This is a genomic window from Corynebacterium jeikeium (assembly GCF_028609885.1).
Taxonomy (GTDB): Bacteria; Actinomycetota; Actinomycetes; order Mycobacteriales; family Mycobacteriaceae; genus Corynebacterium; species Corynebacterium jeikeium.
Window position 1 is genome coordinate 687,913 of record NZ_CP063195.1, and the last position, 26,895, is coordinate 714,807.

Consider the following 26,895-nt stretch of genomic DNA (forward strand, 5'->3'; position numbering starts at 1 on the left):
ACCAAAGCTCGTGGCGTCGATCTGCGGCTGGTTCCCGTCGCGCTTGGGTGTTGGCTTATGGTTGCTGCGATAATCCTGACCCGCAGCTTCTGGCCGCTTGCCATTGGAGGGTTCATCACGCTCGCCAGCTCCGTGTGGTGGTGGCGCGCCCGCCGCAGCTACGGAGCCCCGTGGCGTCGCCTTCTCGCGCGCACCCTCGCCACCGTCGGCGCTGTCGCCAGCGCGGTGGGCCTGGGCACGTGGTGGCGGATCTTTCTTATTGACGCCCAACCGCTGCTGCAGAATCTCTCCACCCAATCGGGCAGTGTGCAGCAGCGAGTGACGGTGGTGGGATTGCCGAAGCAAGTCGCGGAGGGGACGGTGCTGGTTCCCGTGGACGTCGACGGCCTAGGGGAGGTGCCACTCTTCCTGCGTCCCGACTTGGCCGGTGCTGAAGGCGACTTCACGGGCTTACAACCCGGCATGAGCTTCGACATTGCCGCCACCATCCGCCCTGCTCGCGGGGCGGAGATGGTGCCCGTCACTCTGTCTGCCACGCGCGCGCCGGAAAATATTAGCGATCCGGAGGGAATATGGGGTGTTACCGCCTGGCTGCGCCGAGGCTTCGACGCGCTGTGCGTGGACCTGCCGTGGGAAGCTGGGAAGATCCTACCCGGCATGGTGATGGGGGACGTCAGTATGCAGGATTCCACCCTACGCAACCAGTTCGCCGTCACGGGGCTAAGCCACCTTAGTGCGGTCTCGGGCTCTAATGTCGCAGTCGTTACCGGAGCCGCGTTGGTGCTGGCCACGGCTTGTCGGGCGGGGCGCCTCAGCCGGCTGCTGGTAGCAGCTGGTGCCCTGGTGGCCTTTGTGCTGCTGGTCGGCCCAGAACCCAGTGTGCTGCGCGCAGCAATTATGGGCTGCGTTGGGCTGGTGGCAGTGGCCTCGGCTCGATGGACGGATATCATCGCCTCCTTGAGCGCGGCCATCATCGTGCTGATGGTGCTTTCCCCAAGCATGGCCATTAGCTATGCCTTCGTGCTTTCGGTGGTGGCGACGGCGGGCATCGTTGTGGTTTTGCCTTGGTGGTCGAAAGCCGTGCTGGCCAGGATGCCGCTGTTTCCCTGGCTTCCGGCCCACGAACGGCCGACTCAACTGCAGGCGATGGTGGTGCGAATGGTTCTGGTGGCAATCGCAGCGGACTTGGTGACCATTCCGATCATCGTCCATATGACGGGGAAAGTCTCCCTGGTAGCGGTGGTCTGCAACCTTGCGGTGACGGTAGTGGTTCCAGTGATCACTGTGCTGGGGCTTATGGCTGCTCTGCTGGCGGCGATTTATCCACCGGTGACGATGTTGTTGGCCAAGATCATTATCGCGCCTGCTGTGCCTTGTGCTGCATGGGTGTTGCAGGTGGCCCGCATGGGGTCCGGAGCGCCGATGCTCGCCACCCCAGGAGGATGGGCATGGGCGGGGATCGCCAGCGCACTGTTGGCAGTTTTGCTGTTGAGCGTGCGCTATGCCCGTTACTGGCGAACACTCCGGTGGGGCTGGGCCACGCTTATGTGCGGGGTGCTGATGCTGGGTGTGTGGGGACGAGGGGGCGTCATAAAACTAGAAAGACCAGACGCACCCACGGCAATCAAAACAGGGCCAGTGGACCTACGCGGCAGGGAAGTGTTCCAGGTCCGCGATGATGACCAAGCGATGCGACAGCTACAAACGATCGACGCAGCCGTGGCGGAGAGAGGGGGAGCGCAACAGGTGGCTGTGGTCGTGACGCAGTGTGGGAAACCGCACGACAGGCCCAGCTTTATGCCCAACGGGGTGCCCGTGTACTACCCGTGCAAGGACAAGGTGGAGTTCCGTTAGAAGTCGCGCGCGCAGATCTGGCAAGATCGAACCCATGAACCGCCCCGAGCATCCCGCACCCATCAACCTGATCGTCGGCGGCGATGACTTCCTGGCTGAACGGCGTAGGCAGGGCATCGTCAACCAGGCGCGGGCCGCCAGTGGGGACCCGAACTTGCCGGTAGAGATGCGCAAAGCCTCGGAACTCAGTGCCCCCGAATTGGCTGAGCTGCTAAGCCCCAGCCTGTTCGCCGAAGACCGGATCGTGGTCGTCACAGGCGTGGAAGATACAGGCAAGGAGATCGTCGGGCTGCTAGAACAGGCGATCAAGGACCCGGCCGACGGGGTAGTGCTGATCATCGTGCACACCGGCAAAGGGCGCAATAAGAAGCTGGTGGATAGCTGGCCGAAACTCGGCGCGGTGGTATTCCAAGCCGGTGCACTTAAAGGCCGCGAGCAGTTGGCCTTCATCGACCAGGAGTTTCGCAGCCAGGGCGCGCGGGTAACCCGTGAAGTGTGCGAGCTGCTGCTGGACGTGGTGGGAAGCGATCTGCGCCAGCTGGCTAGTGCCATCAGCCAACTCATCGCCGACACGGACGGCCACGTGGACGCCGCGGCGGTGAAGCGTTACTACCAGGGCAAGGCGGAGGTCAGCGGTTTCGAGGTCGCTGACTACGCCATCGCGGGTAACGTCCGCGCCGCAGTAGCATTAGCGCGCCGGGCGCTACAGCTCGGCGTGGCGCCGGTGCTGTTGGCCAGCGCACTGAGCTCCGGGATCGCGGACATTGCGAAGGTGGCGGGCGCGGGCAACATCAACTCCCGCCGAGATGCGGCGAAGTTCGGAATGGCACCGTGGAAGCTGGACAAAACGATCCGCACCGCCCGGCGTTGGACCACGCCCATGATTGCGCAGGCGGTGCAGATCACCGCAGAGCTTGATGCGGGTGTGAAGGGACACAGTGCTGACCCTGACTTCGCAGTAGAGGACGCGGTGCGGAAAATTGCGCACATCGCTGGCGGGCAGCCAGCGCGTAGATAGTGCAGTGCTGGCGGACAGCCAGCGCTCAGATAATGCAGCGCTAGCGGGCGCTAAAGCCTTTCCACACGCCGCAGTGCACTGCATCGTCGTAGCGCGACTCGAAGTCGTACTCGCGGGTTTCCTCCCATGCGTCTACGCCGTCTTCTAGGTGGGAGCCGATTAGTGCTCCGGTTAGAGATGCGCGGGTGTTGCGGTTGCCCGGCCAGTTCACGGCCACGTGCAGGAAGTCGTGGGGGGCGTACTGATCCTGGTTATCCAGGTATAGCTGCGCCAACAGTAGGGCGGAGGCGGTGCAGGATCCGGCATCCCATCCGCGGCCCAGGATCTGGACAAACTTGCTGCTGTTGCGGTACAGCTCTTCGAAGTCGCCGCGCTGCAGGAATGGAGTTAGGTACTCATGTACGGCGCTGACGCGGGAGACCAGCTCGCTCAGTGGCACGTCGGGGCCGGTCAGATCCGTAATCAGAGCCTCGTTCAGGTCAGTGAGGATGTCCAGTTTTTCCTGGTTGGTCAGCAGGCTATCGTTATCGAAGTTCTCGTCGCCGGCCAGTCCTTCGGCAACATCGAGCAGGCGGGTCCCCTTCTTGGCGGACAACATGCAGGCCACCACCGCGCACGCGGCGCGAGCCACGCCTGAGTCGTGGGTCAGGATGCCCTGCAGGACGGACCAGCCCACGCCCTCATCGGCTGGTGCGAGCAACGCGCTGGCGGCCACGCGCATTACGGCACCAGATCCGCCGGAGTGCGTCGCCACATTGTCCCAGTGCTCCGGTCCGAGCTGGCACAGTCGATCCAACGACTCGGTGTTCGAGGCCCCAGGGAGCCGGTCGTAATCCGGGTCGTCGTGGTAATTGATGAAGTGCTGGCCGATGGCCTGCATGCCTTCTTCGCGGTCCAGATCTCCAGCGTCGATCTCCGCCATCGCGGCGCAAAGAGCCAGGGTCATTTGGGTAGCGTCGCTGATCACCAGCGAGTCGGGCAGTGGGGTGCGCTCGGGTTGTGGCGGGTTCAGGTATGGGTAACCCCATGCATCGCCGAGGGCGGTGCCGAGCAGGGCTGAGCGGAAGCGTTCCTTCATCCCTTAGTCGAACTCCTTTGAAACGTCTTTTGCAGCGATCGGCTGTGGGCTGTACCTAGCCCTTAATCTAGCCCTTAAGCTTAAGGCATAACGAAGACCCGCACCCAGGGAGGTTGTTGTTGTTGCTTTGTGACGCAACGTCTCAACCTCTGTGGAAGGTGCGGGCCTCGATTCAGGCAAGTACCGGTTAGAAACCTTTGGAAAACCTTAGGCCATCTTGTTGAAGCGTGCGGCCATGCCGGACTTCTTGTTTGCCGCGTTGTTGCGGTGGATGGTGCCCTTGGTTACGGCCTTGTCGTAGAAGCGGGAAGCGACGCGCAGCTGAGCCTCAGCGGCCTCCTTGTCGCCAGCCTCAACGGCGGCGTTGAACTTGCGGGTCTCGGTGCGCAGGCGGGAACGGATAGCCTGGTTGCGCTTGCGAGCGATCTCGTTGGTGAGAACGCGCTTCTTCTGCTGCTTGATGTTTGCCATGGTGGCGTGCCTCTTCTTTCAAAAAGTTTTCGGAAAAATCTGTCCAGGGGAGCGAACTCCCACCGCGGCCGCGCGGTCTCTAACACCCCACCCAAGGTCCTGAGGGGTGCGGCATGGCCGTGCAGTGCATCTCAACGAAGTCTTTGACAGCTTGCTGACAGCACCGTGAACTCGAGAAATGTTAGCAGCAGGGACAAATAAAAGGCAAAAAGCCTCTAACCCCAGCCGTATTCCTGGCGCAGCACGTTGGCGACTCGATCGAAACGGCGGGAAGGTAGCGGAATGCCGCGGCGTTGGATGTGGGTTTCCGGCACCTGCAGCACCTTATCTATACGTACCCAGCTATCCCGGTCCGCCCCGGAACTCCACGGCCCGGTGCCGATAGGGACCCAAGTAGGCTGATCCGCGAACTCCTCGCGGGAGGAAATCAGCAGGGTTAGAAGACGGTGGCTCTTGCGCCCGACTACCAGCACTGCGCGCCGTTCAGGAGGTATACCCTTCTTCGGACAGATGTCAGCCCACACAACTTCTCCTGCATCGGCCTGCCCGTCCATGTCCGGGATGTAGGTGACGGGGCGGGCTAGGTCACGGCTAGGGGTCTTGACTGTTTCGTCTCGGCTACCCGCCAAGCCGGCATACTCCGCCCCCATTCCCAGGTGTGCATTTAATTCCGTGATGCCACGCTTCAGAGCCTGCTTGCGCGTGAAATGGCGGATATAAAACCGCTGGAAAAACCTCTTGATGGCCCCAATGGGATTGCGGGATTTTCCCCGTGGGGGCGTCACATCCACAACACTTCCTTCGGAACCAGCCATAGGTGACAGGTTACCCGAACCATGTGCTCACAGGAATAAGGTTCGCAGCTAAACCCCGTCTGCTACTTCTGTGCCGATGCATAGTAGGGTTACGCATAAGCGAAAGAGGAGGGCAAATGGCAGCCAAGCAGAAGAATTACGCCACAGAGACGTTTACGGACCCAGAGAGGATCCGTAACTTCTGCATCATTGCCCACATTGACCACGGCAAGTCCACTCTGGCGGACCGCATTCTGCAGATGTCCGGTGTAGTCGAGGATCGCGACATGCGCGACCAGTACCTCGACAACATGGACATCGAGCGCGAACGTGGCATCACCATTAAGGCACAGAACGTGCGCCTGCCCTGGGTGCCGAAGACCGGCGCGCACGCGGGCGAAGAGCTGGTGATGCACCTGATTGATACGCCCGGCCACGTGGACTTCACCTACGAGGTGTCCCGCGCCCTCGAGGCGTGTGAGGGTTGCATCCTGCTAGTCGACGCGGCACAGGGTATCGAGGCGCAGACGCTGGCGAACCTGTACCTGGCGATGGAAAACGACCTGGAAATCATCCCGGTTCTGAACAAGATCGACCTGCCGGCAGCGGACCCGGATAAGTACGCCCTGGAGATTGCGCACATCATCGGCTGCGAGCCGGAGGACGTGCTGCGCGTATCCGGTAAGACGGGCGAAGGCGTTTCCGAGTTGCTGGACAGGGTCTGTGAGCTCGTGCCCGCCCCGGTCGGCGACGCCGATGCGCCGGCCCGTGCCATGATCTTCGACAGTGTCTACGACATCTACCGCGGCGTGGTGACCTACGTGCGCATGATGGACGGCAAGCTGGAATCCCGCCAGAAGATCCAGATGATGAGTACCGGCGCGACCCACGAAACCCTGGAAATCGGCGTGGTCTCCCCAGAGCCGACGAAGACCAAGGGGCTCGGTGTGGGCGAGGTTGGCTACATCATCACCGGTGTGAAGGACGTCCGCCAGTCCAAGGTGGGCGATACGATCACTTGGGCCGTCAACGGCGCGGAAACCCCGTTGAAGGGCTACCAAGAACCGACCCCGATGGTGTACTCCGGCCTGTTCCCAATCAGTGCCGACCAGTATCCGGACCTGCGCGAGGCTATCGAGAAGCTGCAGCTCAACGATGCCTCCCTGACCTTCGAGCCGGAGACTTCCGTGGCCCTGGGCTTCGGCTTCCGCTGTGGCTTCCTGGGCCTGCTGCATATGGAGATCACCCGCGCTCGCCTGGAGCGCGAGTTCGACCTAGACCTGATCTCCACCGCGCCTTCCGTGGTGTACCGCGTGGTCAAGGAGGACGGCAGCGAGGTAATGGTCCGCAATCCTTCGGACTGGCCGGGCGGCAAGATGCGCGAGATCTACGAGCCGATCGTGAAGATGACCGTGATCGTGCCGGCGGAGTTCCTGGGCGCGACGATGGAGCTATGCCAGTCCAAGCGCGGCCAGATGGGCGGCATGGACTACCTTTCCGAGGATCGTGTGGAGCTGCGCTACACCATGCCGCTGGGCGAGATCATCTTCGACTTCTTCGATCAGCTGAAGTCCCGCACTAAGGGCTACGCTTCGCTGAACTACGAGGAGGCCGGCGAGCAGCTGGCCGACCTGGTCAAGGTGGACATCCTGCTGCAGGGCGACCCGGTGGATGCGTTCAGCGCCATCGTTCACCGCGAGAATGCCCACTGGTACGGCAACAAGATGACCGTAAAGCTCAAGGAACTCATCCCGCGCCAGCAGTTCGAAGTGCCGGTGCAGGCGGCCATCGGCTCCAAGATCATTGCCCGCGAGAACATCCGCGCCCTGCGCAAGGACGTTCTTTCCAAGTGCTACGGCGGCGACGTTTCGCGTAAGCGCAAGCTGCTGGAAAAGCAGAAGGAAGGCAAGAAGCGCATGAAGGCCATCGGTTCGGTCTCTGTTCCGCAGGAAGCCTTCGTCGCTGCTCTGTCTACTGACGCCGACTAGGTTTATTGACGCCGACTAGGCTCAGCCGAGCTGTCGTACCGCCGCGGCCAGGCGGTTGATCTCGCCTAGGGAAAGCTCCTCGTCCGCGTGGGCGTTGCAGTAATCCAACAGGGTATAACCGGTGAGCTGCAGCTGGTTGTGCTTGGCCCACATGCTGCGCGCATAGGGCGAGTTGTTGTTGATCATTTTCATCATGTGCTTGCGCTCGCTGAGCAGCTCGAACTGCAGGTCGCGGCGCGCGTAGAGCGCGCGGTCCGGCGGGTTGATCAGCAAGGCGCCCAGCAATGCACCCATCGCCGCTTCGCAGTGGCCTGCAAGGCGGCGGTGGTAGTGGGCGTCCGACGTAGTGCGCCACAGCCACAAGAAGATAAACGAGCAGATAACCGCAACACACACCTCGGCGAGGCGGTCGATAACCACGTCGCCGAGTGGGCGGGCGAGAGAGTTGCCCATCATCAGCGCCATGGGTGTGGTGAAGATGACGGTGAACGCATAGTTCTTGACGATGAAGAACTCGGCGGCGAATTGGCAGACGGCCAACAGGAACAGCAGGGGGAGGCCGCCGATCTGGAAGGCATGGGCGATGGCGAACAAGCCGATGCCCAGCACGGATCCTAGGAGTCGGTGGACGCCGCGGATGGTGCCGGGGATTTTCTCCGGCCCCCACTGCAGGATCAGCAAAGCGGTAATCACACCCCAGTCAGGACGGTCCAGGCCCAGCCAGATGGTGAGGGCGCAAGAGGTCAGGCTGGCCAGCACCACCTTTTCCATGCTGAGCTCCGCATGGCTGTGGATGTTGAGCGAACGGCCGAAACGGTACTTGACCGACGGCTTGTGGTGCGGAATGGCAGTACGGGTGGGGTCGACCATGCCATTGGTATCGGAGAAGTCCTCGTCCGTATCCACGTAGCCTGCCTGCGCACTGGCCGCCATGAGTTTCTGGCGGGCCTGCTGTACCTGCACCACCAGGTCGCGTTGTGATTCACGGACGACCCTGCCCCCGGAGACGATGCCCGCGCCCATCAGAGTGGTCCACGCCTCGGAGAGGGAGGTGCGGGCCAGGTAGTAGTTGCCGGGGGTGGGGTCCTCCGCGAAGTCCGCCACCGCGTTGTTGAGGGTGCGAATGGCTCGCTGCTCCGGGCCGCGCGGATTAAACAGGGCGGGGAACATGCCCACGATGATGGCGACGAACGCGCCGAACAGGGCCCAACCGCCGATGGCTAGCGGGTTGAGGTCGTTGCGGGCGATCATTGTGGCACCGCCGGAAACCATGACGATGAAGAAGCCGCCCGGTGGCGGCAGACGCAGCGCGTTCTGGGCGTAGGTGAACACGCCGGAGAGGAAGGTGCAGTACACACCGGCGATGAGTAGCCACCAGTGCGAGCCGCCGGAATCCATGTGCTCCCACATCATCTTGCCCAGCCAGGCGGCGATGGTGGGGCAGGCGGCCAGCAGAGCGGCGGAGAACGCCATCACCTTCAGACGGGTTCGGTACGGAAGGTTGCCGCCGTAGATGACGGTGAACGCGCCGCCAGCAACCAGCAACATTGCGTCGGTGTGGCCCAGTGACCATGCGATAGTGCCGGGGATCAGCAACGACAGTGCGGCCCGCAACCCACCAGCCCAGCCCGACGCCTTCGAGTTGAAGGTACTGAACAGCTCCCACGCGCTTGGACGCTGGGGGATGGGGAACTCCGCGGGGTTACGCGGAGGCTTTGGGGATAACGGTGATGGCGAGGAGGGCTGCTTGTCGGGGCTGGTTTGGCTCACTGTGTCTTTGTTTTCCCTCGTATACGTCGGCGAAATAGGGCATTCCAGGGACAGTCAAGGAGGCAGTCCCTTGGGGACATTCACAGTGTAGTCCCCGAAATCGAACGATGAGCTGTGGGCTGTCCGGAGCAGTGCCTACACTGAGATCCATGAGTTTCAAGGAACCGCAGCGCCCGGGCGAAAAGGATTACCTTGCTGGTTGGATGCCCGATGAAGACCCACACGATGGGCAGGTCGTGCGTACCTCCGATGAGCAGGATCTGGAGGCTCGCCGAATTCGGTTGTCGAAGTACCGCCCGAATACCGCGAAGAAGGTTGCGGCGTGGCTCGCGCTGATCTTGGGTGTGATTATGCTGTTCGGGATCCTATCCGGCTCGATGGAGGGCGTTGATGGAGCCCTGAAGATCCTCCTGGCGGTGCTTTATTGCCTCATGTTTGCCGGCCCGGCGCTGTTTTGGATGTATGCGAACAACCGCGACACCAAGGCGGTTCGGCAGTGGGCGGCCACGGAGTCCGACTACCGGGAAGTGTGGGAATCTTTCGACTCGGCAACGAAGTCCATCTTCGCGCGACCTTCAACGGCCGACGAACTGCCCCTGCTGCCGAAGCGTCCCTGGCTGTGGATCTGGATCGCGGAGTTTGCGGTGATCGCTACTGCCGGTGCGCTGACCCCGGCCTAGCGTGCGCCTGATCCGTGAAGGGCGCGGGGGAGTCCTACTGGGGAGTGGCGATTGTGAGGTAGTCGAACCACATCTTTTGCTTCAGGGCGAAGTCTGCCCCAAAGTCGTAATCGTTCGATTTTCCTACCTGACAAGTTAGAGTGCTGCCGTCCGAGCCCACGCGGCAGTCCATCGCATGAGTATCACCGGAATCGGGGTCAGTGACCGTGATGTTCGCATGGGGTACAGTACTACTTCGCTTTAGGGATCAATGCAGCCCACGTAGGCGTACCAAATACCACTGATACGGAGATCTCAAAGGCATGACCATAACCTCGGCCCAGCTTGACGCTGTCATTGCCGCAACCCGCCACATCCCCGAATCAAACTTCACCGCCTACCGCGGTGGTTACCCCCAGGAGATCAGTACAGCCCTTATCGATGCTGTGTTCTCAATCCAGGCCCAATACGACTCCGCTACACCTGGCAAAGGCGTCAGGAACCGCGTGCAGGCCTTCCGTTCCGCGAACCCGAGTGCGATTAATAATCTGTCGGCACTGATCGACTTGGGCACTGAACACGTAGTGCAGATGATGAGGAAGGGAAAACCGGACGCCGCTTGAAAGCGGGGGCAGTACTTGAGGCTGCTGCCGGATACGTGGCTATCGGGGTGAACAATGCCACACGTCGATTGCCTCCGAGTATGCCTGGCTCGAGATATGAGGAAAGTCCGGGGAGTTCGCATCTCTTTCACGGCACGTCGCATCGCACCCCTCTCCCGGCCGCTCACCTACTCCATATATAAGAAGAACAGATATAGCGCTGAATAGACTGTCGACAAACAGCCATGCAGAATAAGCTCAGGAACCTTCCTGCATATTTACAAGATTTCCCAACTATTCAACCATTTTTCATCCCCAAAGGAACTATCTTGCGCTAAGTCTATTTCTAACCATTCACCACAGCGAAAGATGACCCAACATGGCCAGACCATCTCGCACTATCACCACTCTCCTATTCGCCCTCACCCTCGGCATCGGCTTCACCCCCACCGTGCAAGCTCAGCCCGCACAACCACCAGCAGCCGCCAGCACACCAGGCGACAACAACGCCGATTACGTCGCACCCGGGCGCGAAGATCTCGAACCGGCAGAACCAGGCTTCGACGACAACAACGTAGATAACCAAGCGGGCAAAAACTGGCACCCCACCATCAACCCCAAAAGCAAAGTCATCCCAGGACAGATGCGTTCCGATAAAGAAGAAATCCCTGGTGGTTTCACCAAGGAACAGGCCAACCGCGCCGAGGTCCAAGAAGCTAAAGAACAGGCCACACAGGCACGCTCTGGGATCCAGACTTTTGCCGTTGTCGATACGTGCCGAACGTACTGGCCCAGCCCGTTCAAGGTCTGCGGAAAGATCCGCGAAAAGTACGACTCCCTCGGCGGACCACAAAGCTTCCTAACCTGGCCAAAATCCGACGAACTGAAGGTTCCCGATGGTGTGGGGCGCCGCAACGAGTTCGTCAACGGATTCATCTACTGGCACCCTAATACCGGTGCTCATTCGATCACCACGCACTTCTCTGTCGCTTGGGCACGTATCGGATGGGAACGTGGACCGCTAGGTTACCCCACCACTGACGAATTTGGCCTGTCTGGCAGTATCGGGCGTAAGCAATCCTTCGAGCACGGCCACATCTACGGCTCATTGGCAGGACTGGCCACAATCCACGGGGCGATCTACGACAAGTGGGTGCAAACCGGGGCAGAAAAAGGCCCGCTTGGCTACCCCACAGGTGATGAAACAAAAACCCCTGACGGCATCGGACGGTTCCATAACTTCACCCGCGGGAAGATCTACTGGCACCCACAATATGGAGCACATAGCGTTGTGGGAGCACAGCAGTTGATCTGGGAAGCGAGCGGACGTGAGCAAGGTATCTATGGATACCCTACTTCCGAACAATTTTTGGACAGTAAAGGAAATGTTGTTCAAAACTTCTCAAAAAGTCGACTGGATCTAAGTGTGTACCTAGGAAACACCGCCACTACACGAGTGGGAGAGAAGCTACTTAACGATAAACTAGTTGCTCTTTATCCTGAGTTGGCCAGTGGGGGGAATGTGGAGATAGGCGCACGAAATGTCCTTGTTGCCAATGCAGAAACTAGAGATTCTCGTGTAGTGGGCGGAAAAGAGGTAGTGACAATCATTCCAGTCCCTAGCTACTATTTATATGACTGGCATAGAGGAAATCTAAACGACTACTGCACATCTAGCCCTGATGAATACTCTGGAGGAGTAAAGAATGCAGATTTCAGAGGACCTTGCGCTATTCATGATATGTGCTACCAGGCTGTTTCTCGAGGAGAAAGGACCCAATCATTTTGTGATGAAAGGTTCCACTCGCAGCTATTGCTAACCTGCGAAGGTGTATACTCACGATACAGTGTAGATAGGTATCGGTGCGGAAATGTAGCCCAGGTTTACTATCAAGTCGTAAAGAATGCTCCTCATGATTTTTAAGGAATGATTAATTTGATAAAGCGCATTCTTTTCTTGCCGATCATTGAACTTATTCTTATTTCTCTGTCCTTGTTTGGCTTATCAAGATGGATCATAATGCCTTTTTATGACCCATCTTACGGTACGGAGAGCCAGTTTTTTGATTCCTTCAATCAATCTCTTGTAATAATCTCGGCAATTTCTGCCCTTTTGGGCATTTTTCTTGCGGTAATTGTCCCAAATAAAATCGCTACAGGGTGGGCGATCATTGCCGCTGGAGCGGTGGCTGTCGTACTTGTTAAAAGCATGGAAGACAATAGCCCTAACATTGGCGGAGGTCTCATATTTTTAGTCGGCGAAGTCCTCCTGTTGGCAGGGTTCTCTATGGTCGTTAGGTTCTATTTGATTTCTCTATTAAGATAATCCATACTGTTTGACTACTGCTATAATAGGTTAGATTATCCAAGTCCGCTATCGATATGATCGACCTGACCATGGTCTCCTTAAGCCAAATCCGTAGTTCGCGTTGGCTTGCCAAAGCGGCTATACAGCGTTGTTCGCCCTACCTTCAAAACGTCGTGCGACTTCCGCTTTCGGTACACCAGCATCCACCCATGCATGCGCCTGATCAACCTGCTCCGCAGTAAGCGCGCGGGCACGACCTTTGTACACCCCTCGCTCGAGCAATCCCCTCGGCTTGACGCTCCCTAATGATTGAGCGTTCAAATTCCGCCACCGAACCCAGCAGCCCGAGCATCAGCTTGGCGATCGGGGTGGAGTCCTTCGAGTAGATCTGTCCCTCCTTGAGGAACTCCACCGACACCCCTTTGCTGACTAACTCGTCAACAATGGCATACAGATCCGTTAATGACCGCGCGCACCGATCCATCGACGGCGACCACAAGCTGATCCCCCGCACGGACATACCGCATCGCTTCATCAAGACTAGGCCACTTTCGTGAACCACCACTAGCCCTATCTGTGTAATAGGTGAAGACCTTCTCCGCCTTGAGTTGCTCAATCTGGCGATCAAGATTCTGATCTTTCGAGCTCACCCGGGCATAACCCACCTTTTGCCCCGAGATCACACCCAACTGTTCCGTGATCTCTAGAGGCAGTGACGGTTCTGTTCCGTTAGTCATGGAGCCAACCCTAGCCAACAGGAAATCTTGTCATTCACAAAGTGTTCGCTTGGGGTACAGCCGTCACGTTAGGGTTGCTAGACCTATAGGCGTAGGTGGGTTTCAATGCCTCTGCGTAAATCGCATCAGCGAACTCGCATGATGTTTGGAGAGGAACGCTGATCTCAGCGCCATTTGCAGTGACCCCGCAGTCATTTCGCGGGTAAGCACTTCCCCGTTGGAAGAGGGACGTTTGCGTTTGCCTCGCGTCGGCTCAGCTGCGCGGTTGTTGCTTTCTGTGGCAGAGCTGTGACCGGAACCGTGGTTTGAAGCCGGTGGGGTGGGGTTGGGGCCGGACTTCTTGGTGGACTTAGCGCGTGTGGTTTCGTCTGCCTTGTCGTCCTTTTTAGAGGCCTCACCCTTAGCTGCCGAATTCTGCTGTGCAGAGGCGTTGGCGGCGCTGCCTGAGTCGGCGGCATCGTTGGAATCTTCAGATCCGCAGGCGCTTAACCCCATCGTGGCGACGGTGAGTGGAGCTAGGGCAGATATACGCTTCATGAAAACGTCCTTAAGTAAAGGAATGAGTCGTATTAATGAAGAAGCCTAGCGCTTCCGCTAGTCATTCACAGTGAGAACGACCTTTCCCAGCGCGTGCCCCGACTCGACCTCTTCGTAGCCCTCGGCAGCGGCGCTGAAGGGAAGCTCCCTGCCGATTACCGGGCGCATCGCACCCTCCGCCACCAAGCGGGCGAGCTCTGCGAAGCGCTCCTGGGTGCGGACTCGAGTGATGCCACTGCCACCCAGGCGGGTGGCCAGCTGTTTGTCGGCAGCGCTGCGGATCGCGCCCTCCGGCGCAAGGTGCGCCAGCCCCTCCAAGACCTCGCCGCCGACGAGGTCCAGGATGCCGTCCATCGGCGGAACTGTGACGTGGGAGCCAGTCTTGCCCAGCTCCGCGGTATCCATAAACCGCGCGCCCAGGCGCTCTACCAGGACCTTCTTACGGGCGCTGGCGATGCCGATAACCTCAATGTCGAAATGCCGCGCCAGTTGCAGGGCATGCGTTCCCACGCCGCCGCCCGCGCCGATCACCAGCAGGCGGGCGCCCTCATCCGGCCAGGTCTCCAGGTCGTGCAGTTCCGCCAAAGCGTCATAGGCGGTTCCGGCGGCCGCGGGGAGGCAGGCGGCATCCGTCGCCTCTACCCCGCTGGGGATAGCTGCGGTCGAGGTGGCGTCCAAAAGAACAAAAGAATCACTCGCAGCACCAGTGCTGGAGAAAGCCGAGCCAAAGACGCGATCACCTGGCGAAAACCCGGTGGAAGGGTCGGCCTCGATGACGATGCCAGCGGCCTCGCGGCCCATGGCCATGGGGAAAGAGACCGGGAAGGAGCCCTGGCGCTGGCCGTTCCGCACTTTAATATCGCCGGGGTTCAGGCTGATCGCCGTGGGGCGGATCAGCACGCTGCCGGGCTGCCAGGTGGGGTCGGCGACGTCGAGGAAGCGGGTGACCTCGGGGCCGCCGAAGGAATCAAAGCCGAAGATACGCATGATTCCCATGGTAGGGCGCTGCTAGTTCTTGGCGAAGCGGCGCATGAGGAAAGCGAATAGAGCGCCGGAGATGTTGTGCCACACGGCGGCGACCGCACCGGGGATGGCGGCCTCCGGAGCCCAATACTTGCCCGACATGCCAGAGGCCAGGCCAGCGGACTGCGTGGCGACCTCGATGGCGGTGGTACGGCACACGGCGGGGGATTCGCCGGTGGCGCGGGCGGCGAAGTAGCCCAGGATGTAGCCGATGAGGTTGTGGATGATGACGGCGACCAGGACGGTTACGCCGACGTTCATCAGCGTCTCGGAAGACTTAGCCACTGCGGGGAAGACCACGCCACCGATGGCGATGATGGACAGCCACGGCAGGACTGGCAGCAGGAACTGGACGATGCGGTCGAAGATCACACGGATGACCAGGCCGCCGATGACGGGCAGCAGCACGGTCTGGACCAGGCTCCACGCCATGGACTTGCCATCCACCGGGGTTTCCTCGCCCGCGAGCAGCAGCATGATCACCGGGGTGACGATCGGGGAGAGGATCGTGGAGACGGAGGTCATGGTCACAGACAGGGCAACGTCGCCCTTCGCCAGGTAGGAAACCACGTTGGAAGTAGTGCCGCCCGGGACGGAGCCCAGCATGAGCAAACCGATTGCCAGCATTGGGTTCAGCCCCAGCAGCTTGGCAACGGCTACAGCACCCAGCGGCATGATGACGAACTGCGCCAGCACGCCGATGAAGATCGGCATGGGGCGCTTGATGACCAGTGCGAAGTCGGGCAGCGTCAGAGTGAGGCCCATGCACAGCATGATGATGGCGATCATCGTGGAGATGTGTGCTGCCAGGGGAGTGAAGGTGCCCGGGCTGGCCAGTGCGAGGCCCGCGCCAATCAAGATGAATGCGGGGAAGGCCCACACGGCAATGGTGGCGGAGCGTTCCTCAGTTGCATTGGTGGCATTGGTGTTTTCCGCGCCGGTTTGAGGCGCTTCTGCGTTCTTCTCTTCGGTCGTCATGTGACCAGTATATGAGATTGGAATCTCAAAATATGAAATTCGGTGGGAAAGCCTGCCGTGAAAGGGGGTAAGGGCATTGGTTAGAGTGGTTCTCATAGCCCGCGCAGCCGGTTCCGCGCCCAGGCTCGGACCAAAAGAAGGAGCGACCATGAACCAACCCCGCACCTGGTTCACCAGCGACCTGCACCTCGGCCACCCCTTCGTTGCTGAATTACGTGGCTATGGGTCCAGTGGAGAGATCGACGCGGATGTCGAGCGACATGACGCAACGATCCTGAATAACCTCAATAACGCTCTGGCTCCGGGCGACACGCTGTGGGTTCTAGGCGATATCTCTTCCGGATGGGGGCCACAGGAAGAGCGAGCGCTGGATCTGCTGGCCCAAACCTTTTCCGGCCTGGACGTCACCGTTCACTTGATCGCCGGTAACCACGACACCTGCCACCCGCTGCACGCCGACAGTGCCGAACGGCAGCGCAGATTTCTGGAGGTTTTCGATTCCGTGCAGCCCTACCAGTGCGTCGTTCCGTGGGATCCGGACGGCGACGGGGTGGCCGATAACGAAGACCTAGCCAAGAAGGCCGATACCGAGGTCGCCTGGCTGTGCCACTTCCCGCGCCCTGGTCAGGATCATGAGGGTATGGAGTCTCGCTACGACTCTCTACGCCTGGACGTGCCATACGTCATTCATGGCCACCTGCATTCCGCGTCGCCGATGACCGGTCCTGGTCAGGTCGATGTCGGAGTGGATGCTTGGGGGCTGCACCCGGCTCCTTATGAGGAGGTTATGGAGCTGCTTTACCGCGACGCATAGTGCTCAATGCAGGTGCGTAAGTACCTATCTATGTATATTTATGCTGTGCATGGTGACGCCTACTTCTCGGCGCACGACAACCTGAATAAACGGGACTTGAGGTTATGACGTTCAACTTTTCCCAGTACACCTACCGCCCGCGGCATGCGGCTAAGGATTCACGCTCTGCCGCGAAGGGCATTGCAACTGCGGCTCTGACGGCCTCCATTGGTGTGGCAGGGTTTGCCGCTCCGGCGAATGCTGCGCCTGCAGGGCCACCCGCCGGCTCGCAGCTTCCGCCGTTGCCACAGGTTCAACTGCCCCCGGCGCCGCAGCTCCCACCTTTGCCTCCGGTTCCGCAGGCCGTGGAGGATGCGCTGAACCAGCTGGGAATGTCCGCCAACCAGATCCCGGGTTCCTCCGCCCCGCAGCGACCGGCGCCGCACCGGCCGGCACCGAACAACGGCTACAAGGTGCGCACGATCCACAACGTGCCTGCCCGTACCTCGATGGCCGTGGTGACTAACAATGGTATTGCCAAGACTCCAAACGCTGACGAAGCCCGCCCGGGTCTGTCCATCGTGAAGCTCTACATGGCGGATTACGTACTGCGTTACGGTGACCACAGCAACTCGGACCGCTACCTAACAGAGCGCATGATTCGCTTCTCAGACGACGGCGCTGCCTCCAAGATCAACCGCAAGTACCCGCGAGCCATCAGCACTATCGCCCGCGAGTACGGCCTGCGTAACACCCGAGCTGCTGCACACTGGGGTAACTCCTATACTTCCGCGACGGACACGGCTCTGTTCTTGCACAACCTGCGTATCCGCCACCCACGCTCCCTGGTGTTGCACTGGATGCGTACTGCCAGCCCCGTGGCTGCAGACGGTACCCGTCAGGACTGGGGAACGGTGCACCTGCCGGGAGTCAACGGCACGAAGTGGGGCTGGTCCGATTACGGTCGCCAGACTTTGGCCTCGGCTTCCTTCGGCAACGGCTACACGGTGGCTTCCTTCTCCTGGGGCGGCCGTGGGGTACAGAACGCAGATACTCGGGCAGCAGCTGGGTACCTGCGATAGTCTTAATCCTCGAAGTGCAGAAGGCACGTAAAAGGACTGAGCTCGGCTCCTGGCACGGAAAGTTTTAGGAAATGGCACCACAGGACAATAATCCCTTCAATAGCGGCGGTAACGGCGCGGACAGGCAGAACGCCGACGATCCGACCGAATACTTGGGGCAGGCCAAGCCAGAAGGCTCGAATGCAGAGCCCCCGCAGTACCGTCGCCAGGATGATCAGAACACGCAGGTCTTCGGGGCCTCCGGTGCCGGTAACGCGCAGGGCTACCAGAACCCGGGCAATCAGGGGTATGGCGCGCCCGGTTTCAACCCTCAGGGCGGCTACGGCCAGCAGGGCTATGGGCAAGCGTCCTACGGCCAGGCTGGTCAACAGGGTTACGGACAGTCGGGCCAGCAAGGCTATGGTCAGGCAGGCCAGCCCGGCCAGGCAGGCCAGTCGGGTCAGCCCGGATATGGTCAGCAGGGATACGGCCAGCAAGGTTTTGGTCAGCAGGGATATGGGCAGCAGGGATATGGCCAGCCCGGCCAAGCATATGGTCAGCCTTTCGGCCAACCTGGTCCCAACGGCTCCAACGGACAGGGCGGCAACGGCAACGTAGCCAAGATCGTCATCGGCCTACTGGTTCTCATCGCGCTGGTAGTTGGCGGCGTACTGATTTATAACTTGGTTTCCAGCGACGATGACGAGGGCAAAAAGCCCAGCTCTTCCACGTCCGCGCCTACGGATACGACGGGTGAGAATGACGAAGAGACTTCGAGCAACCAGAGTGAAGACAACCCTCTGACTTCGCTGCCTAGCCCCTCCGGCATTACTCTGCCCTCTGACTTCCCAAATATGTCTGATTACGAGGATCAGCTCGACGACAGTTTGCAGGATCTTGAAGAGATGTTGAGTAGCCTGACCGAGAGCCCCAGCGACCCCACCGGAAATCCCAGCTACAACTAAGGCCAGTTACGACTGGGCGCAGTCATAACTAGATCGGCTACGGCGGAGCTAAAACTTAGGGCTCTAACGTCAAACAAAAACAAGAAACCCCCAGGCGGACTTAAAACCTGGGGGTTTCTTGCTGACGTTTCAAGAGGAGAATGACCGTTCGTATGTGGATCCTTTCTGTCGACCACTGAGAACTAATCTAAAGCGCCTTCCTGGAAAAACCCTGTGTACGGTCTGCAAGGTCGCTACGCATTAAATAGGCTTTTCCCGCAAACGTTAAACACCTGGTCAAAGGGCATAAGGGCATCCGCGAAGCCAAACAATCTGGACGTGAAGGTCATGATTGTCCGGGAGAAAGGATAGGGTATTGCAAGACCTACGCACGTTCGAGCATGAAACTGGGGAGTGATCCCGCCATGGAAGGCGAAAAATCTACAGCCGCGGCAAACGCGGAAAAAGTAAAGGTTGATCCACTAATCTTCTGGGTTGCCTTCGGCTTCATCGTCGCCTTTGTTGGCTACGCGATCATCTTCAAAGACAGGGCCGCAGAAAGCCTGCAGACCGGCGCTAACTGGCTGCTGGAGAACTTCAACTGGCTGTACATCGGCAGCATCTCCCTGGCCTTCCTTTTTCTGATGGTTCTCTTCGCCTCCCGCTTCGGCCGCATGCGCCTGGGCGTTGAAGGCGAGCAGCCGGCATTCCGAACCTTGTCCTGGTTCGCGATGCTCTTCGCCGGCGGCCTGGGCTCCGTGTTGATGTTCTACGGTGTGGCCGAGCCGATGAACCACGTCGTCAACGTACCTATGCAAGATGCGGAACCGATGAGCCCCGAGGCCATCGGCGAAGCCATGGGATTCACCTTGTATCACTTCGGCCTGCACATGTGGGTCATCTTCGCGCTGCCTGGCCTGGCTCTGGGCTACTTCATCTACAAGCGCCACCTGCCGCCGCGCGTATCAAGTATCTTCGCACCCATCCTCGGCGCCCGGATCTATTCGTGGCCCGGAAAGCTTATTGACGCCCTGTCTATCATCGGCACCGTTTTCGGCATCGCGGTTTCGGTCGGGCTCGGTACGCTGCAGATCAACTCTGGCCTAGCCAAGGTGTTCGGTGCGGACACCGTCGCGTGGGTGCAGATCAGCATCCTTGTCGTCATCGTGGTGGCGTCGTCCATCTCGGTTTCCACGGGGCTGTCGAAGGGCATCAAGTGGCTGTCCAACATCAACATTCTCGCGGCAACTCTGCTGATGGTGTTCGTACTGCTGACCGGCCCTACACTGCTTTTGCTGCGCGGCACGATGGATGCCACTAGTCTGTACGCGGAGTATCTGCCGAAGATCATGTTCTGGTCTGATTCGCAGCAGGTGAACCCGGGCTGGCAGGGTAAGTGGACGGTCTTCTACTGGGCGTGGACGATCTGTTGGTCGCCTTTCGTGGGCATGTTCGTCGCCCGCATTTCCCGTGGCCGTACCGTCCGCGAGTTCATCGGCGGCGTGCTGTTGCTGCCGACCGCATTCACTATTGTTTGGTTCTCTGTCTTTGGATACGCCGGCCTGGATATCGAAAAGAAGGAGTCGGGCGTGCTGACCAAGCCGATCGTGGAGGACGGCGATCCCGCTACTGCGCTGTTCACCTTCTTGGAGCATTTCCCGTGGACTCTAGCCATTAGCATCCTGGCACTGTTCGTAATCGCCATCTTCTTCGTCACCTCCATCGACTCCGCTGCGCTGATCAACGACATGTTCGCAGCCGGTGAGGAGGGCAAGACTCCGCTGATGTACCGCTTGCTGTGGTGCATCATGATCGGCGCTGTCGCAGGTGCCATCCTGATCATGGCTCCGGATTCCGGCATCGACGCACTGCAACAAACTGTGATCATCATTGGTTTCCCGTTCGTGCTGTTCAATTTCGTCATGATGTTCTCCCTGGTGAAGGGAATGAATGATGACTCGGCTGCACGCCCTGAGCCGCCGAGCCGCCAGTGGGGTAAGACCGACTCTGCGGAGAAGCTTGCAGAGCACGAGGCTCGCCCGGCGCCTGGCTATGACAACGAAGGCAACGAGCACGCTCGCTTCGAATACGACGCAGAAGGAAACCTCGTCATCCCTGGCAACGTGCGCATCGAGGGCGACCTGGGAATCGTCGGTGACGTGGACAATGACGCCGAAGTTGCCCCCGCGCGCCTGATGTACGACCAAGAAGGCGAACTGATTACGGACGAGCCGACTGAACCCGAAGGCTCGGCGGACGATGAGGGCGTCAATAAGGAATAGATCAGGAAATGCGTTAAGCACAATCGCACCTACAACATCGGTAGGCTGGATCTAGTACGAATAAACCTATAAAAAAGGAGTGACCATGGTTCAGCGTGTAGGTGTTATCGGTGCAGGTCTGATGGGATCTGGCATCGCAGAGGTCGCCGCCAAGGCTGGCAGCGACGTGCTGGTTTGGGAGGCCAAGCAGGAGTTCGCCGATGCGGGTAAGGCTCGCATCGAGAAGTCCCTGGAGAAGGCCGTCAGCCGCGGCAAACTGTCCGAGGAGGACCGCGACGCGGCACTCGGCCGCCTAACTTTCACCACCAAGCTCGAGGACTTCGCTGACCGCGAGCTGGTCATGGAAGCCATCATTGAGAACGAGGACGTCAAGAAGGACGTCTTCGCCAAGCTGGACGAGATCGTCGAGGACAAGAAGGCTCCACTGTGCTCCAACACGTCCTCCCTGCCGATCCAGACCATCGCCAGCGCAACTAAGAACCCGGGCCGCGTGCTGGGCCTGCACTTCTTCAACCCAGTTCCGGTCCTGCCGCTGGTGGAGGTCATCCCGGCGCTGACCACCGACGAGGACGTTGTTGAGGTTGCCCAGACCTACGCCACCGAGAAGCTGGGTAAGCAGGCCATCCGCGCGAAGGACCGCTCCGGCTTCATCGTGAACTTCCTGCTGGTGCCGTACATGCTTTCCGCTGTTCGCATGGTGGAAAACGGCGTGGCAACTCCGGAGGACATCGATACCGGCATGAAGCTGGGGGCCAACCACCCGATGGGTCCGCTGACCCTAGCAGACATGGTTGGTCTGGATACCTGCGCCTTTATCGCAGACGTCATGTACAAGGAGTTCGGTGACCCGAGCTACGCCTGCCCGCCGCTGCTGCGCCGCATGGTCACCGCAGGTCACACCGGGCGCAAGTCCGGCAAGGGATTTTACGAGTACAATTAACCCCACAACGCCCGCTGGGTAATTCGAAGGCCGTGACCGCGGCTCGGCCCGGTGGGCGGACCCAACGAAAGGAAAGGTCACTACATGTCCATTGACGATCTGAAGAACAAGGCAGAGGGTGTCGCAGGTCAGGCCAAGGAGGCTGCCGGCGAGGCTACCAATAACGACGATCTGGCCAACGAGGGTCGCGCAGACCAGACCAAGTCCGACATCAAGGACAAGGCCAACGAGCTGAAGGACAAGGCTTCTGACGCTGTAAACAAGGTTCTGGGCGACGCTCAGAAGTAAGACTTAAGACGACAAAAGTCCCGGCTGGAGGATTCCAGCCGGGACTTTTCTATTGCCGGGGGGAGCTCCGGCGCGCTGGCGCCAGGGAGGCTTTACAGCGCCTGGTCGACGACCGCTGCCGCGCGGTCGACGATCTCCAGCGCCCAGTTCAGCTGCTCCTCAGTGGTGATCAGCGGCGGAGCGAAGTGCAGGCGGTGGCCGGAAACCATCGGCCAGATGCCGGCCTTCTTCAGCTCGGCGCCGAACGCAGCCATGGCCTCGCCACCCATCGGGGTCTTGGCCTCCTGGTCGCTAACGAACTCGATGGCCCAGAAGAAGCCCTTGCCACGGACGTTGCCCACGCTCGGGTGGTTCTCCGCGATCTTCTCCATTGCCGGAGCGATCACGCGCTCGCCCAGCTCGGCGACCTTCTCGAAGATGTTCTCCTCGCGGTAGACCTTCTGTGCCGCCAGGCCAGGCGCGGCAGCCAGGGGGTGACCGGAGTAGGTCAGGCCGCCCGGGTAAGGCTTGTCGGCGAAGCGCTGGTAGACGGCCTCGTTCATCATCACGCCACCCAGCGGCGCCATGCCGGAGTTCACGCCCTTGGCGAAGGTAACCAGGTCTGGCTGCAGATTCTTGCCGCCATGCTCGTAGGCGAACATCTTGCCGGTACGGCCGAAGCCGACCATGACCTCGTCGGCGATGTACAGCGCACCATGGCGGTCGCAGATCTCGCGCACACCCTGCAGGAAGCCCTCCGGCGGGACGATGATGCCGCTGGAACCCACGACGGACTCGATCAGCACGGCAGCCACGTTGTCCTCGTACACCAGGGTTTCCTCCAGAGACTGGAGAGCGCGAGCGCACTCTTCCTCCTGCGTGGAGGAGTAGAAGGCGCTGCGGTACAAGAACGGGCCCCAGAAGTGCTTCACGTCGCCGTCAGTGGTGGGGTTGCCGTGGCGGCGAGCCTCACCGGTGGCCATAATCGCGGAGCCGGTAGCGCCGTGGTAGCTGCGGTAGGCCGTCAGGATCTTGGACTTGCCGGTAGTTAGGCGCGCCATGCGGATGGCGTGCTCGATGGCGTCCGCGCCGCCGTTGGTGAAGAACACGTGGGAGAAGTCGCCCTGCGCCTGCTCCACGATCTCCTTGGCCAGCTCGCTGCGCACGTCGTTGGAGAACGCGGGGTTCTGGTTGGTGATGCGGGTTGCTTGCTGCTGAATTGCCTCTACCAGCTTCGGGTGCGCGTGGCCCAGGTTGGCGCTGACCAGCTGGCTGCCCAGGTCCAGGTAGCCATTGCCCTGATAATCGTAGATCCACACGCCCTCCGCGTGGCTGAGCGGCTGCGGGTTGATCTTCTCTTGCGCCGACCAGCTGTGGAATACGTAGTTGCTGTCGTTGTCGCGTACCTGTCGCTCTGCGGCCGTTGCTTCTTCGGTGCCGACGCCCACTTTTGAGCCGTCGAAGGTAGTGAACTCGGTGATACTAGGGGGGAATTCAGTCATTCTCCCAGGCTACTCCTGTGAGTTGGCATCAGCAGCGGAAGTGCTGTCTAAGCCGAACTCTTCATCGTCCTCGGCGCCCGGTTCGCTGAATCCGAAGCGCTTCAGGCGTGCCCGGTCGGCGGCGGAGGAGGAGCTGGTCAGCTGTAGCAGCTCGTTGTAGATTCCGCCGCTGGTCGCGAGCTCGGCCGGGGAGCCGACCTCGCAAACATGCCCCTTGTCCAGGGTGACGATCTTGTCCACGTCGGCGATGGTGGACAGGCGGTGGGCGATGACGATGGTAGTGCGGCCCACCATCAGCTCGTTCAGTCCGGCCTGCACCACGCGCTCGGCCTTGGTGTCCAACGCGGAGGTGGCCTCGTCCAGGATCAGCACGGGGGCGTCCTTCAGCATCGCGCGGGCCACGGCGATGCGTTGCTTCTGTCCACCGGAAAGGCGCAGGCCGCGCTCGCCAATCAGAGTGTCGTAGCCGTCCTTGAAATGCATGATGAAGTCGTGAGCAAAGGCGCGCTTTGCCACTGCCTCGATCTCCTCATCGGTCGCGTCGGGCTTGGCGTAGGCAATGTTTTCCCGCACCGTGCCGGAGAACAGAGCGGGTTCCTGGAACACCACACCTACGGAGCTGCGCAGCTCTGCGGCCGTCATGTCGGCCACGTCCTTGCCACAGACCTTGAGCTGCCCCTCGGTGGGGCGGTACAGGCCCAGCAGCAGGTTCACCAGGGTGGACTTGCCGCCACCGGATTCGCCGACCAGTGCTACCTGGTCGCCCTTTGACGCCTGGAAGGTGACTTCGTGGATGACGGGCTCGCCCTTGAGGTACTCGAAGCTCACGTGGTCGAAATCGATCACCGGGCCAGTTTCTGGGGCGGAAAGTTGCGGGCGCACGGCCTGGTCGACGTCTTCCTGGGAGACCAGCATCGGCCCGCCCGGACGGGCGGCCTCCAGCAGGGGAGCGGTGGCCGAGGGCTCCTCTAGCTCTTCCATGGTCTCGAAGTACTCGCGGGAGCCCGCGGCGGCGCGCTGGGCGGTATCCACCATCCAGCTCATCATGCCGGCTGGCTGGCGGGCCATCACTACGTACTGCAGTAGTAGAACCATGTCGCCGAGCGTGAAGTCGCCGTGTAGGGTGCGCCAGAACAACATCAGGTAGATGGCGAAGAAGATGATGTTCATCCCGCCCATGCGCAGGATGTCCATGAAGTGCCACCAGCGGGATTGTTCGCGCGTTAGTTGGATTGTGTCTGCAAAGTGCTTCTGGAACAGCCTAAGTTCGCGCAGCTCAGAGACGAAGGACTTCACCACCTTCACCTGTCCGATGACCTCCGCGAAGCGTCCCTGGGCCACGTCGATGTGCTCGTTCTTTTCCTTCTCCCACACCATCCACTTTTTGGAAGTCAGCATGGTCAAGTACAGGTACATCGGGAAGATGATGGCCAGCAGAAGCGCCAGCGGCCAGTAGTAGATCGCGGTGATGACTAGGATCATCACCACTGTGATCAGCATGGAGAAGAAGTTATTGGCGAAGGACTTGATGAAGTCCGTCAGCCCCAGGATGGAGCGATCCAACCGGGAAATGATGGTGCCGGTGACCTGCTTGTCGTAGTAGCCCTGCGGCAGGGCCAGGAGTTTGGCGTAATAGCGGTTGGAGAGGATCTGGCGCATCCGCATCGCCATCACGTCTCCGAACCAACCACCGATGTTGCGGATGATGGTGTTCGCCAGCTCCACAGCTAGTAGCCCGACCGCTAGCCAGATGACGGTTTTCGTGGCGTTCTCAATGGCGGCGTCGGAAGCGCCACCACCGCCGACGGTATCCACAATGGTGTCGGTGGCCAGCTTCACCAGGAAGGGAGTGGCCAGCGCCAGCCCCGCGGTGACGAGGCTGGCGATCATCACAATGATGTAGAACGGCCACAGTTCCTTGGTGGAACGCAGGATTCGGCTAAAGGCTTTAATCACACCTAGCCAAGTTAATTGTTCGCATGCTCCTTAGCGAATTCCGCGATGCGGTCCAGGGCCTCGTTCAGGATCTCCCGGGACGTTCCGAAGTTGATGCGCACATGCCCCGCGCCCTGGGCGCCGAACATGGTGCCTTCGTTGAAGGCCACGCGGGCTCCTTCCAGCAGCTTCTGGCCCGGGTTGTCCGCTAGTCCCGGGACCTCACTGAGATCCACCCACAGCAGGAAGCTGGCCTCGGGGCGGATGAACTTCGCGCCGGGCAGCACCTCCGGCAGGCGGCGTTCGAGCAGATCCAGGTTGCCTTCCAGGTACTCCAGCTCGCTGTCCAGCCAGGCCTCGCCGTCCGTGTAGGCGGCTTCGGCGGCGACCTGCCCCAGAGTGGAGGCAGATCCGGTGCGCAGTGGGCTGACCTTCGCCATGGCCGCGCGGTCGTCCGGGTTGGTGAAGATCATCTGCGCGCAGTGCAGACCGGCGGTGTTCCAGCCCTTCGAGGTGGCCAGCACCGTCACGGTTACCCGCGCAGCGGTCTCGCTGAGCGTGGCCAGGGGAGTGTGCTTGTGCGGCGCGTAGACCACCGGCGCGTGAATTTCGTCGGAGATCAGGCGCACGTTGTACTTGGCAGCCAGTTCCACCAGCTTGGCCAGCTCTTCGGGGCGCCATGCGCGGCCCAGTGGGTTGTACGGGTTGCATACGATCATCGCGCCCACGCCAGCCGGGTTGTCGGTGCTGGCGAAGGCAGCCTCCAGGGCCGCGTAGTCGAAGGCCCACTCTTCGGCGCCATTCTTTTTCACCTTGGTCATCTCCACCTCAACCTTCGGGCGCTTCACTGCGCTCGGCACGTCGAAGAACGGGTGGTAGCTGGGCACTGGGACGATCACGTCTGAGCCCTGGGGCGTCAACTCGTCGATAGCCGTGGCCACACCCTTGACCACATCGGGCACCAACCGCACCCACGTCGGCTCGATCTGCCAACCAAAACGGCGATCCAGGAAGCCGGCCAGGGCCTTCTCCACGGACTGGTTACGGCGCTCGTAGCCGAAGTATTCACGGTCCACGCCAGACTGGATGGCCTGCTTGACGGCAGGGCAAGTGTCGAAGTCGGTCTCGGCGACCCACAGGGGGAGGACATCCTCGTCGTAGACGGTCCACTTCATCGTCCCGCGAGCGCGCAACGTGGCGAGGCCGGGAACTGATACGGCGGAATCCTGCGGGCAAGTGTTCTGGGTGTTCTCAAGGTTGTTGTTTTGGGTGGTTGCGTTCATAGCCTCCCACCCTAGCACTCTAGACAGAGCTGTCTAGTCACTGTCTGGTGTGGTACCCGAATCAGATCGAA

25 protein-coding genes are annotated in these 26,895 nt (G+C 60.4%); 13 read left to right on the forward strand and 12 right to left on the reverse strand.

Annotation, left to right across the window (positions count from 1 at the left end; translation table 11 throughout):
• Positions 1 to 57: 57 nt before the first annotated feature.
• Together CJEIK_RS02985 and holA are read left to right on the forward strand one after the other, a co-directional pair.
• The gene (locus tag CJEIK_RS02985; RefSeq protein WP_005296449.1) at positions 58 to 1,854 is read left to right on the forward strand and encodes a ComEC/Rec2 family competence protein; all 1,797 of its coding nucleotides are present in this window, start codon (positions 58 to 60) and stop codon (positions 1,852 to 1,854) included.
• Positions 1,855 to 1,888: 34 nt separating this feature from the next.
• A complete protein-coding gene (holA, locus tag CJEIK_RS02990) occupies positions 1,889 to 2,872 on the forward strand; it encodes a DNA polymerase III subunit delta (protein WP_005296447.1) in 984 nt (327 codons plus the stop codon).
• 40 nt (positions 2,873 to 2,912) lie between these two features.
• Here holA and CJEIK_RS02995 read toward each other — a convergent pair whose 3' ends face one another.
• From CJEIK_RS02995 to CJEIK_RS03005, 3 genes are all read right to left on the reverse strand, one after another.
• Positions 2,913 to 3,950: an ADP-ribosylglycohydrolase family protein gene (locus tag CJEIK_RS02995; protein WP_005296444.1), complete on the reverse strand. Its 1,038-nt coding sequence runs from the start codon at positions 3,948 to 3,950 to the stop codon at positions 2,913 to 2,915.
• Between the two features lie 207 nt (positions 3,951 to 4,157).
• Positions 4,158 to 4,421 carry a 30S ribosomal protein S20 gene (gene rpsT, locus CJEIK_RS03000; RefSeq protein WP_005296442.1) on the reverse strand — a complete coding sequence of 88 codons (264 nt, stop codon included), beginning with the start codon at positions 4,419 to 4,421 and terminating at the stop codon, positions 4,158 to 4,160.
• A 215-nt stretch (positions 4,422 to 4,636) separates the two neighbouring features.
• Entirely contained in the window at positions 4,637 to 5,236 is a 600-nt protein-coding gene (locus CJEIK_RS03005; protein ID WP_005296437.1) for a type II toxin-antitoxin system PemK/MazF family toxin, read from the reverse strand.
• A 116-nt stretch (positions 5,237 to 5,352) separates the two neighbouring features.
• Between CJEIK_RS03005 and lepA the strand changes: the two genes are divergently transcribed.
• A complete protein-coding gene (gene lepA / locus CJEIK_RS03010; RefSeq protein WP_005296435.1) occupies positions 5,353 to 7,203 on the forward strand; it encodes a translation elongation factor 4 in 1,851 nt (616 codons plus the stop codon).
• 21 nt (positions 7,204 to 7,224) lie between these two features.
• Here lepA and CJEIK_RS03015 read toward each other — a convergent pair whose 3' ends face one another.
• Positions 7,225 to 8,973, reverse strand: a complete 1,749-nt coding sequence (locus CJEIK_RS03015; RefSeq protein WP_077536261.1) for an FUSC family protein — start codon at positions 8,971 to 8,973, stop codon at positions 7,225 to 7,227.
• Positions 8,974 to 9,122: 149 nt separating this feature from the next.
• Between CJEIK_RS03015 and CJEIK_RS03020 the strand changes: the two genes are divergently transcribed.
• From CJEIK_RS03020 to CJEIK_RS03035, 4 genes are all read left to right on the forward strand, one after another.
• Entirely contained in the window at positions 9,123 to 9,653 is a 531-nt protein-coding gene (locus CJEIK_RS03020; protein WP_005296429.1) for a hypothetical protein, read from the forward strand.
• Positions 9,654 to 9,955: 302 nt separating this feature from the next.
• Positions 9,956 to 10,255, forward strand: a complete 300-nt coding sequence (locus CJEIK_RS03025) for a hypothetical protein (RefSeq protein ID WP_005296425.1) — start codon at positions 9,956 to 9,958, stop codon at positions 10,253 to 10,255.
• A 358-nt stretch (positions 10,256 to 10,613) separates the two neighbouring features.
• Complete coding sequence (locus tag CJEIK_RS03030; RefSeq protein WP_005296422.1) at positions 10,614 to 12,158, forward strand: secreted protein; 1,545 nt, start codon at positions 10,614 to 10,616, stop codon at positions 12,156 to 12,158.
• A 12-nt stretch (positions 12,159 to 12,170) separates the two neighbouring features.
• A complete protein-coding gene (locus CJEIK_RS03035; RefSeq protein ID WP_143336417.1) occupies positions 12,171 to 12,560 on the forward strand; it encodes a hypothetical protein in 390 nt (129 codons plus the stop codon).
• A gap of 205 nt (positions 12,561 to 12,765) precedes the next feature.
• On the opposite strand, the gene CJEIK_RS03040 is transcribed toward CJEIK_RS03035, so the two are convergent.
• From CJEIK_RS03040 to CJEIK_RS03060, 5 genes are all read right to left on the reverse strand, one after another.
• The gene (locus tag CJEIK_RS03040) at positions 12,766 to 13,077 is read right to left on the reverse strand and encodes a recombinase family protein (protein WP_337955988.1); all 312 of its coding nucleotides are present in this window, start codon (positions 13,075 to 13,077) and stop codon (positions 12,766 to 12,768) included.
• Positions 12,980 to 13,279, reverse strand: coding sequence for a recombinase family protein (locus CJEIK_RS03045; RefSeq protein ID WP_115597286.1), 300 nt, complete (start codon positions 13,277 to 13,279; stop codon positions 12,980 to 12,982). Before CJEIK_RS03045 ends, CJEIK_RS03040 begins: the two co-directional genes overlap by 98 nt.
• Positions 13,280 to 13,381: 102 nt before the next feature.
• Entirely contained in the window at positions 13,382 to 13,816 is a 435-nt protein-coding gene (locus CJEIK_RS03050; protein ID WP_143336418.1) for a hypothetical protein, read from the reverse strand.
• Positions 13,817 to 13,873: 57 nt separating this feature from the next.
• Positions 13,874 to 14,803: an NADP-dependent oxidoreductase gene (locus CJEIK_RS03055; protein WP_248623874.1), complete on the reverse strand. Its 930-nt coding sequence runs from the start codon at positions 14,801 to 14,803 to the stop codon at positions 13,874 to 13,876.
• Positions 14,804 to 14,824: 21 nt separating this feature from the next.
• Positions 14,825 to 15,817, reverse strand: coding sequence for a bile acid:sodium symporter family protein (locus tag CJEIK_RS03060; RefSeq protein WP_005296408.1), 993 nt, complete (start codon positions 15,815 to 15,817; stop codon positions 14,825 to 14,827).
• Positions 15,818 to 15,965: 148 nt separating this feature from the next.
• On the opposite strand from CJEIK_RS03060, the gene CJEIK_RS03065 reads away from it, so the two are divergent.
• The 6 genes from CJEIK_RS03065 (at position 15,966) to CJEIK_RS03090 (ending at position 22,125) form a co-directional block, all read left to right on the forward strand.
• Positions 15,966 to 16,631 (forward strand): metallophosphoesterase, encoded by a 666-nt coding sequence (locus CJEIK_RS03065; protein ID WP_005296406.1) that lies wholly within the window; start codon positions 15,966 to 15,968, stop codon positions 16,629 to 16,631.
• 104 nt (positions 16,632 to 16,735) lie between these two features.
• A complete protein-coding gene (locus tag CJEIK_RS03070; RefSeq protein ID WP_005296402.1) occupies positions 16,736 to 17,692 on the forward strand; it encodes a hypothetical protein in 957 nt (318 codons plus the stop codon).
• Between the two features lie 71 nt (positions 17,693 to 17,763).
• Positions 17,764 to 18,636, forward strand: coding sequence for a hypothetical protein (locus CJEIK_RS03075; RefSeq protein WP_005296399.1), 873 nt, complete (start codon positions 17,764 to 17,766; stop codon positions 18,634 to 18,636).
• Between the two features lie 404 nt (positions 18,637 to 19,040).
• A complete protein-coding gene (locus CJEIK_RS03080; protein WP_034965327.1) occupies positions 19,041 to 20,897 on the forward strand; it encodes a BCCT family transporter in 1,857 nt (618 codons plus the stop codon).
• 85 nt (positions 20,898 to 20,982) lie between these two features.
• Positions 20,983 to 21,837, forward strand: a complete 855-nt coding sequence (locus CJEIK_RS03085; protein WP_005296395.1) for a 3-hydroxybutyryl-CoA dehydrogenase — start codon at positions 20,983 to 20,985, stop codon at positions 21,835 to 21,837.
• Between the two features lie 90 nt (positions 21,838 to 21,927).
• Positions 21,928 to 22,125: a CsbD family protein gene (locus CJEIK_RS03090; RefSeq protein WP_172457317.1), complete on the forward strand. Its 198-nt coding sequence runs from the start codon at positions 21,928 to 21,930 to the stop codon at positions 22,123 to 22,125.
• Positions 22,126 to 22,217: 92 nt separating this feature from the next.
• On the opposite strand, the gene CJEIK_RS03095 is transcribed toward CJEIK_RS03090, so the two are convergent.
• The 3 genes from CJEIK_RS03095 to CJEIK_RS03105 are packed head-to-tail and all read right to left on the reverse strand — an operon-like array spanning position 22,218 to position 26,824.
• Entirely contained in the window at positions 22,218 to 23,585 is a 1,368-nt protein-coding gene (locus CJEIK_RS03095; protein ID WP_198407940.1) for an aspartate aminotransferase family protein, read from the reverse strand.
• 30 nt (positions 23,586 to 23,615) lie between these two features.
• Positions 23,616 to 25,562: an ABC transporter ATP-binding protein gene (locus tag CJEIK_RS03100; protein ID WP_005296388.1), complete on the reverse strand. Its 1,947-nt coding sequence runs from the start codon at positions 25,560 to 25,562 to the stop codon at positions 23,616 to 23,618.
• 11 nt (positions 25,563 to 25,573) lie between these two features.
• Complete coding sequence (locus CJEIK_RS03105) at positions 25,574 to 26,824, reverse strand: MalY/PatB family protein (protein ID WP_005296385.1); 1,251 nt, start codon at positions 26,822 to 26,824, stop codon at positions 25,574 to 25,576.
• Positions 26,825 to 26,895: the final 71 nt, after the last annotated feature.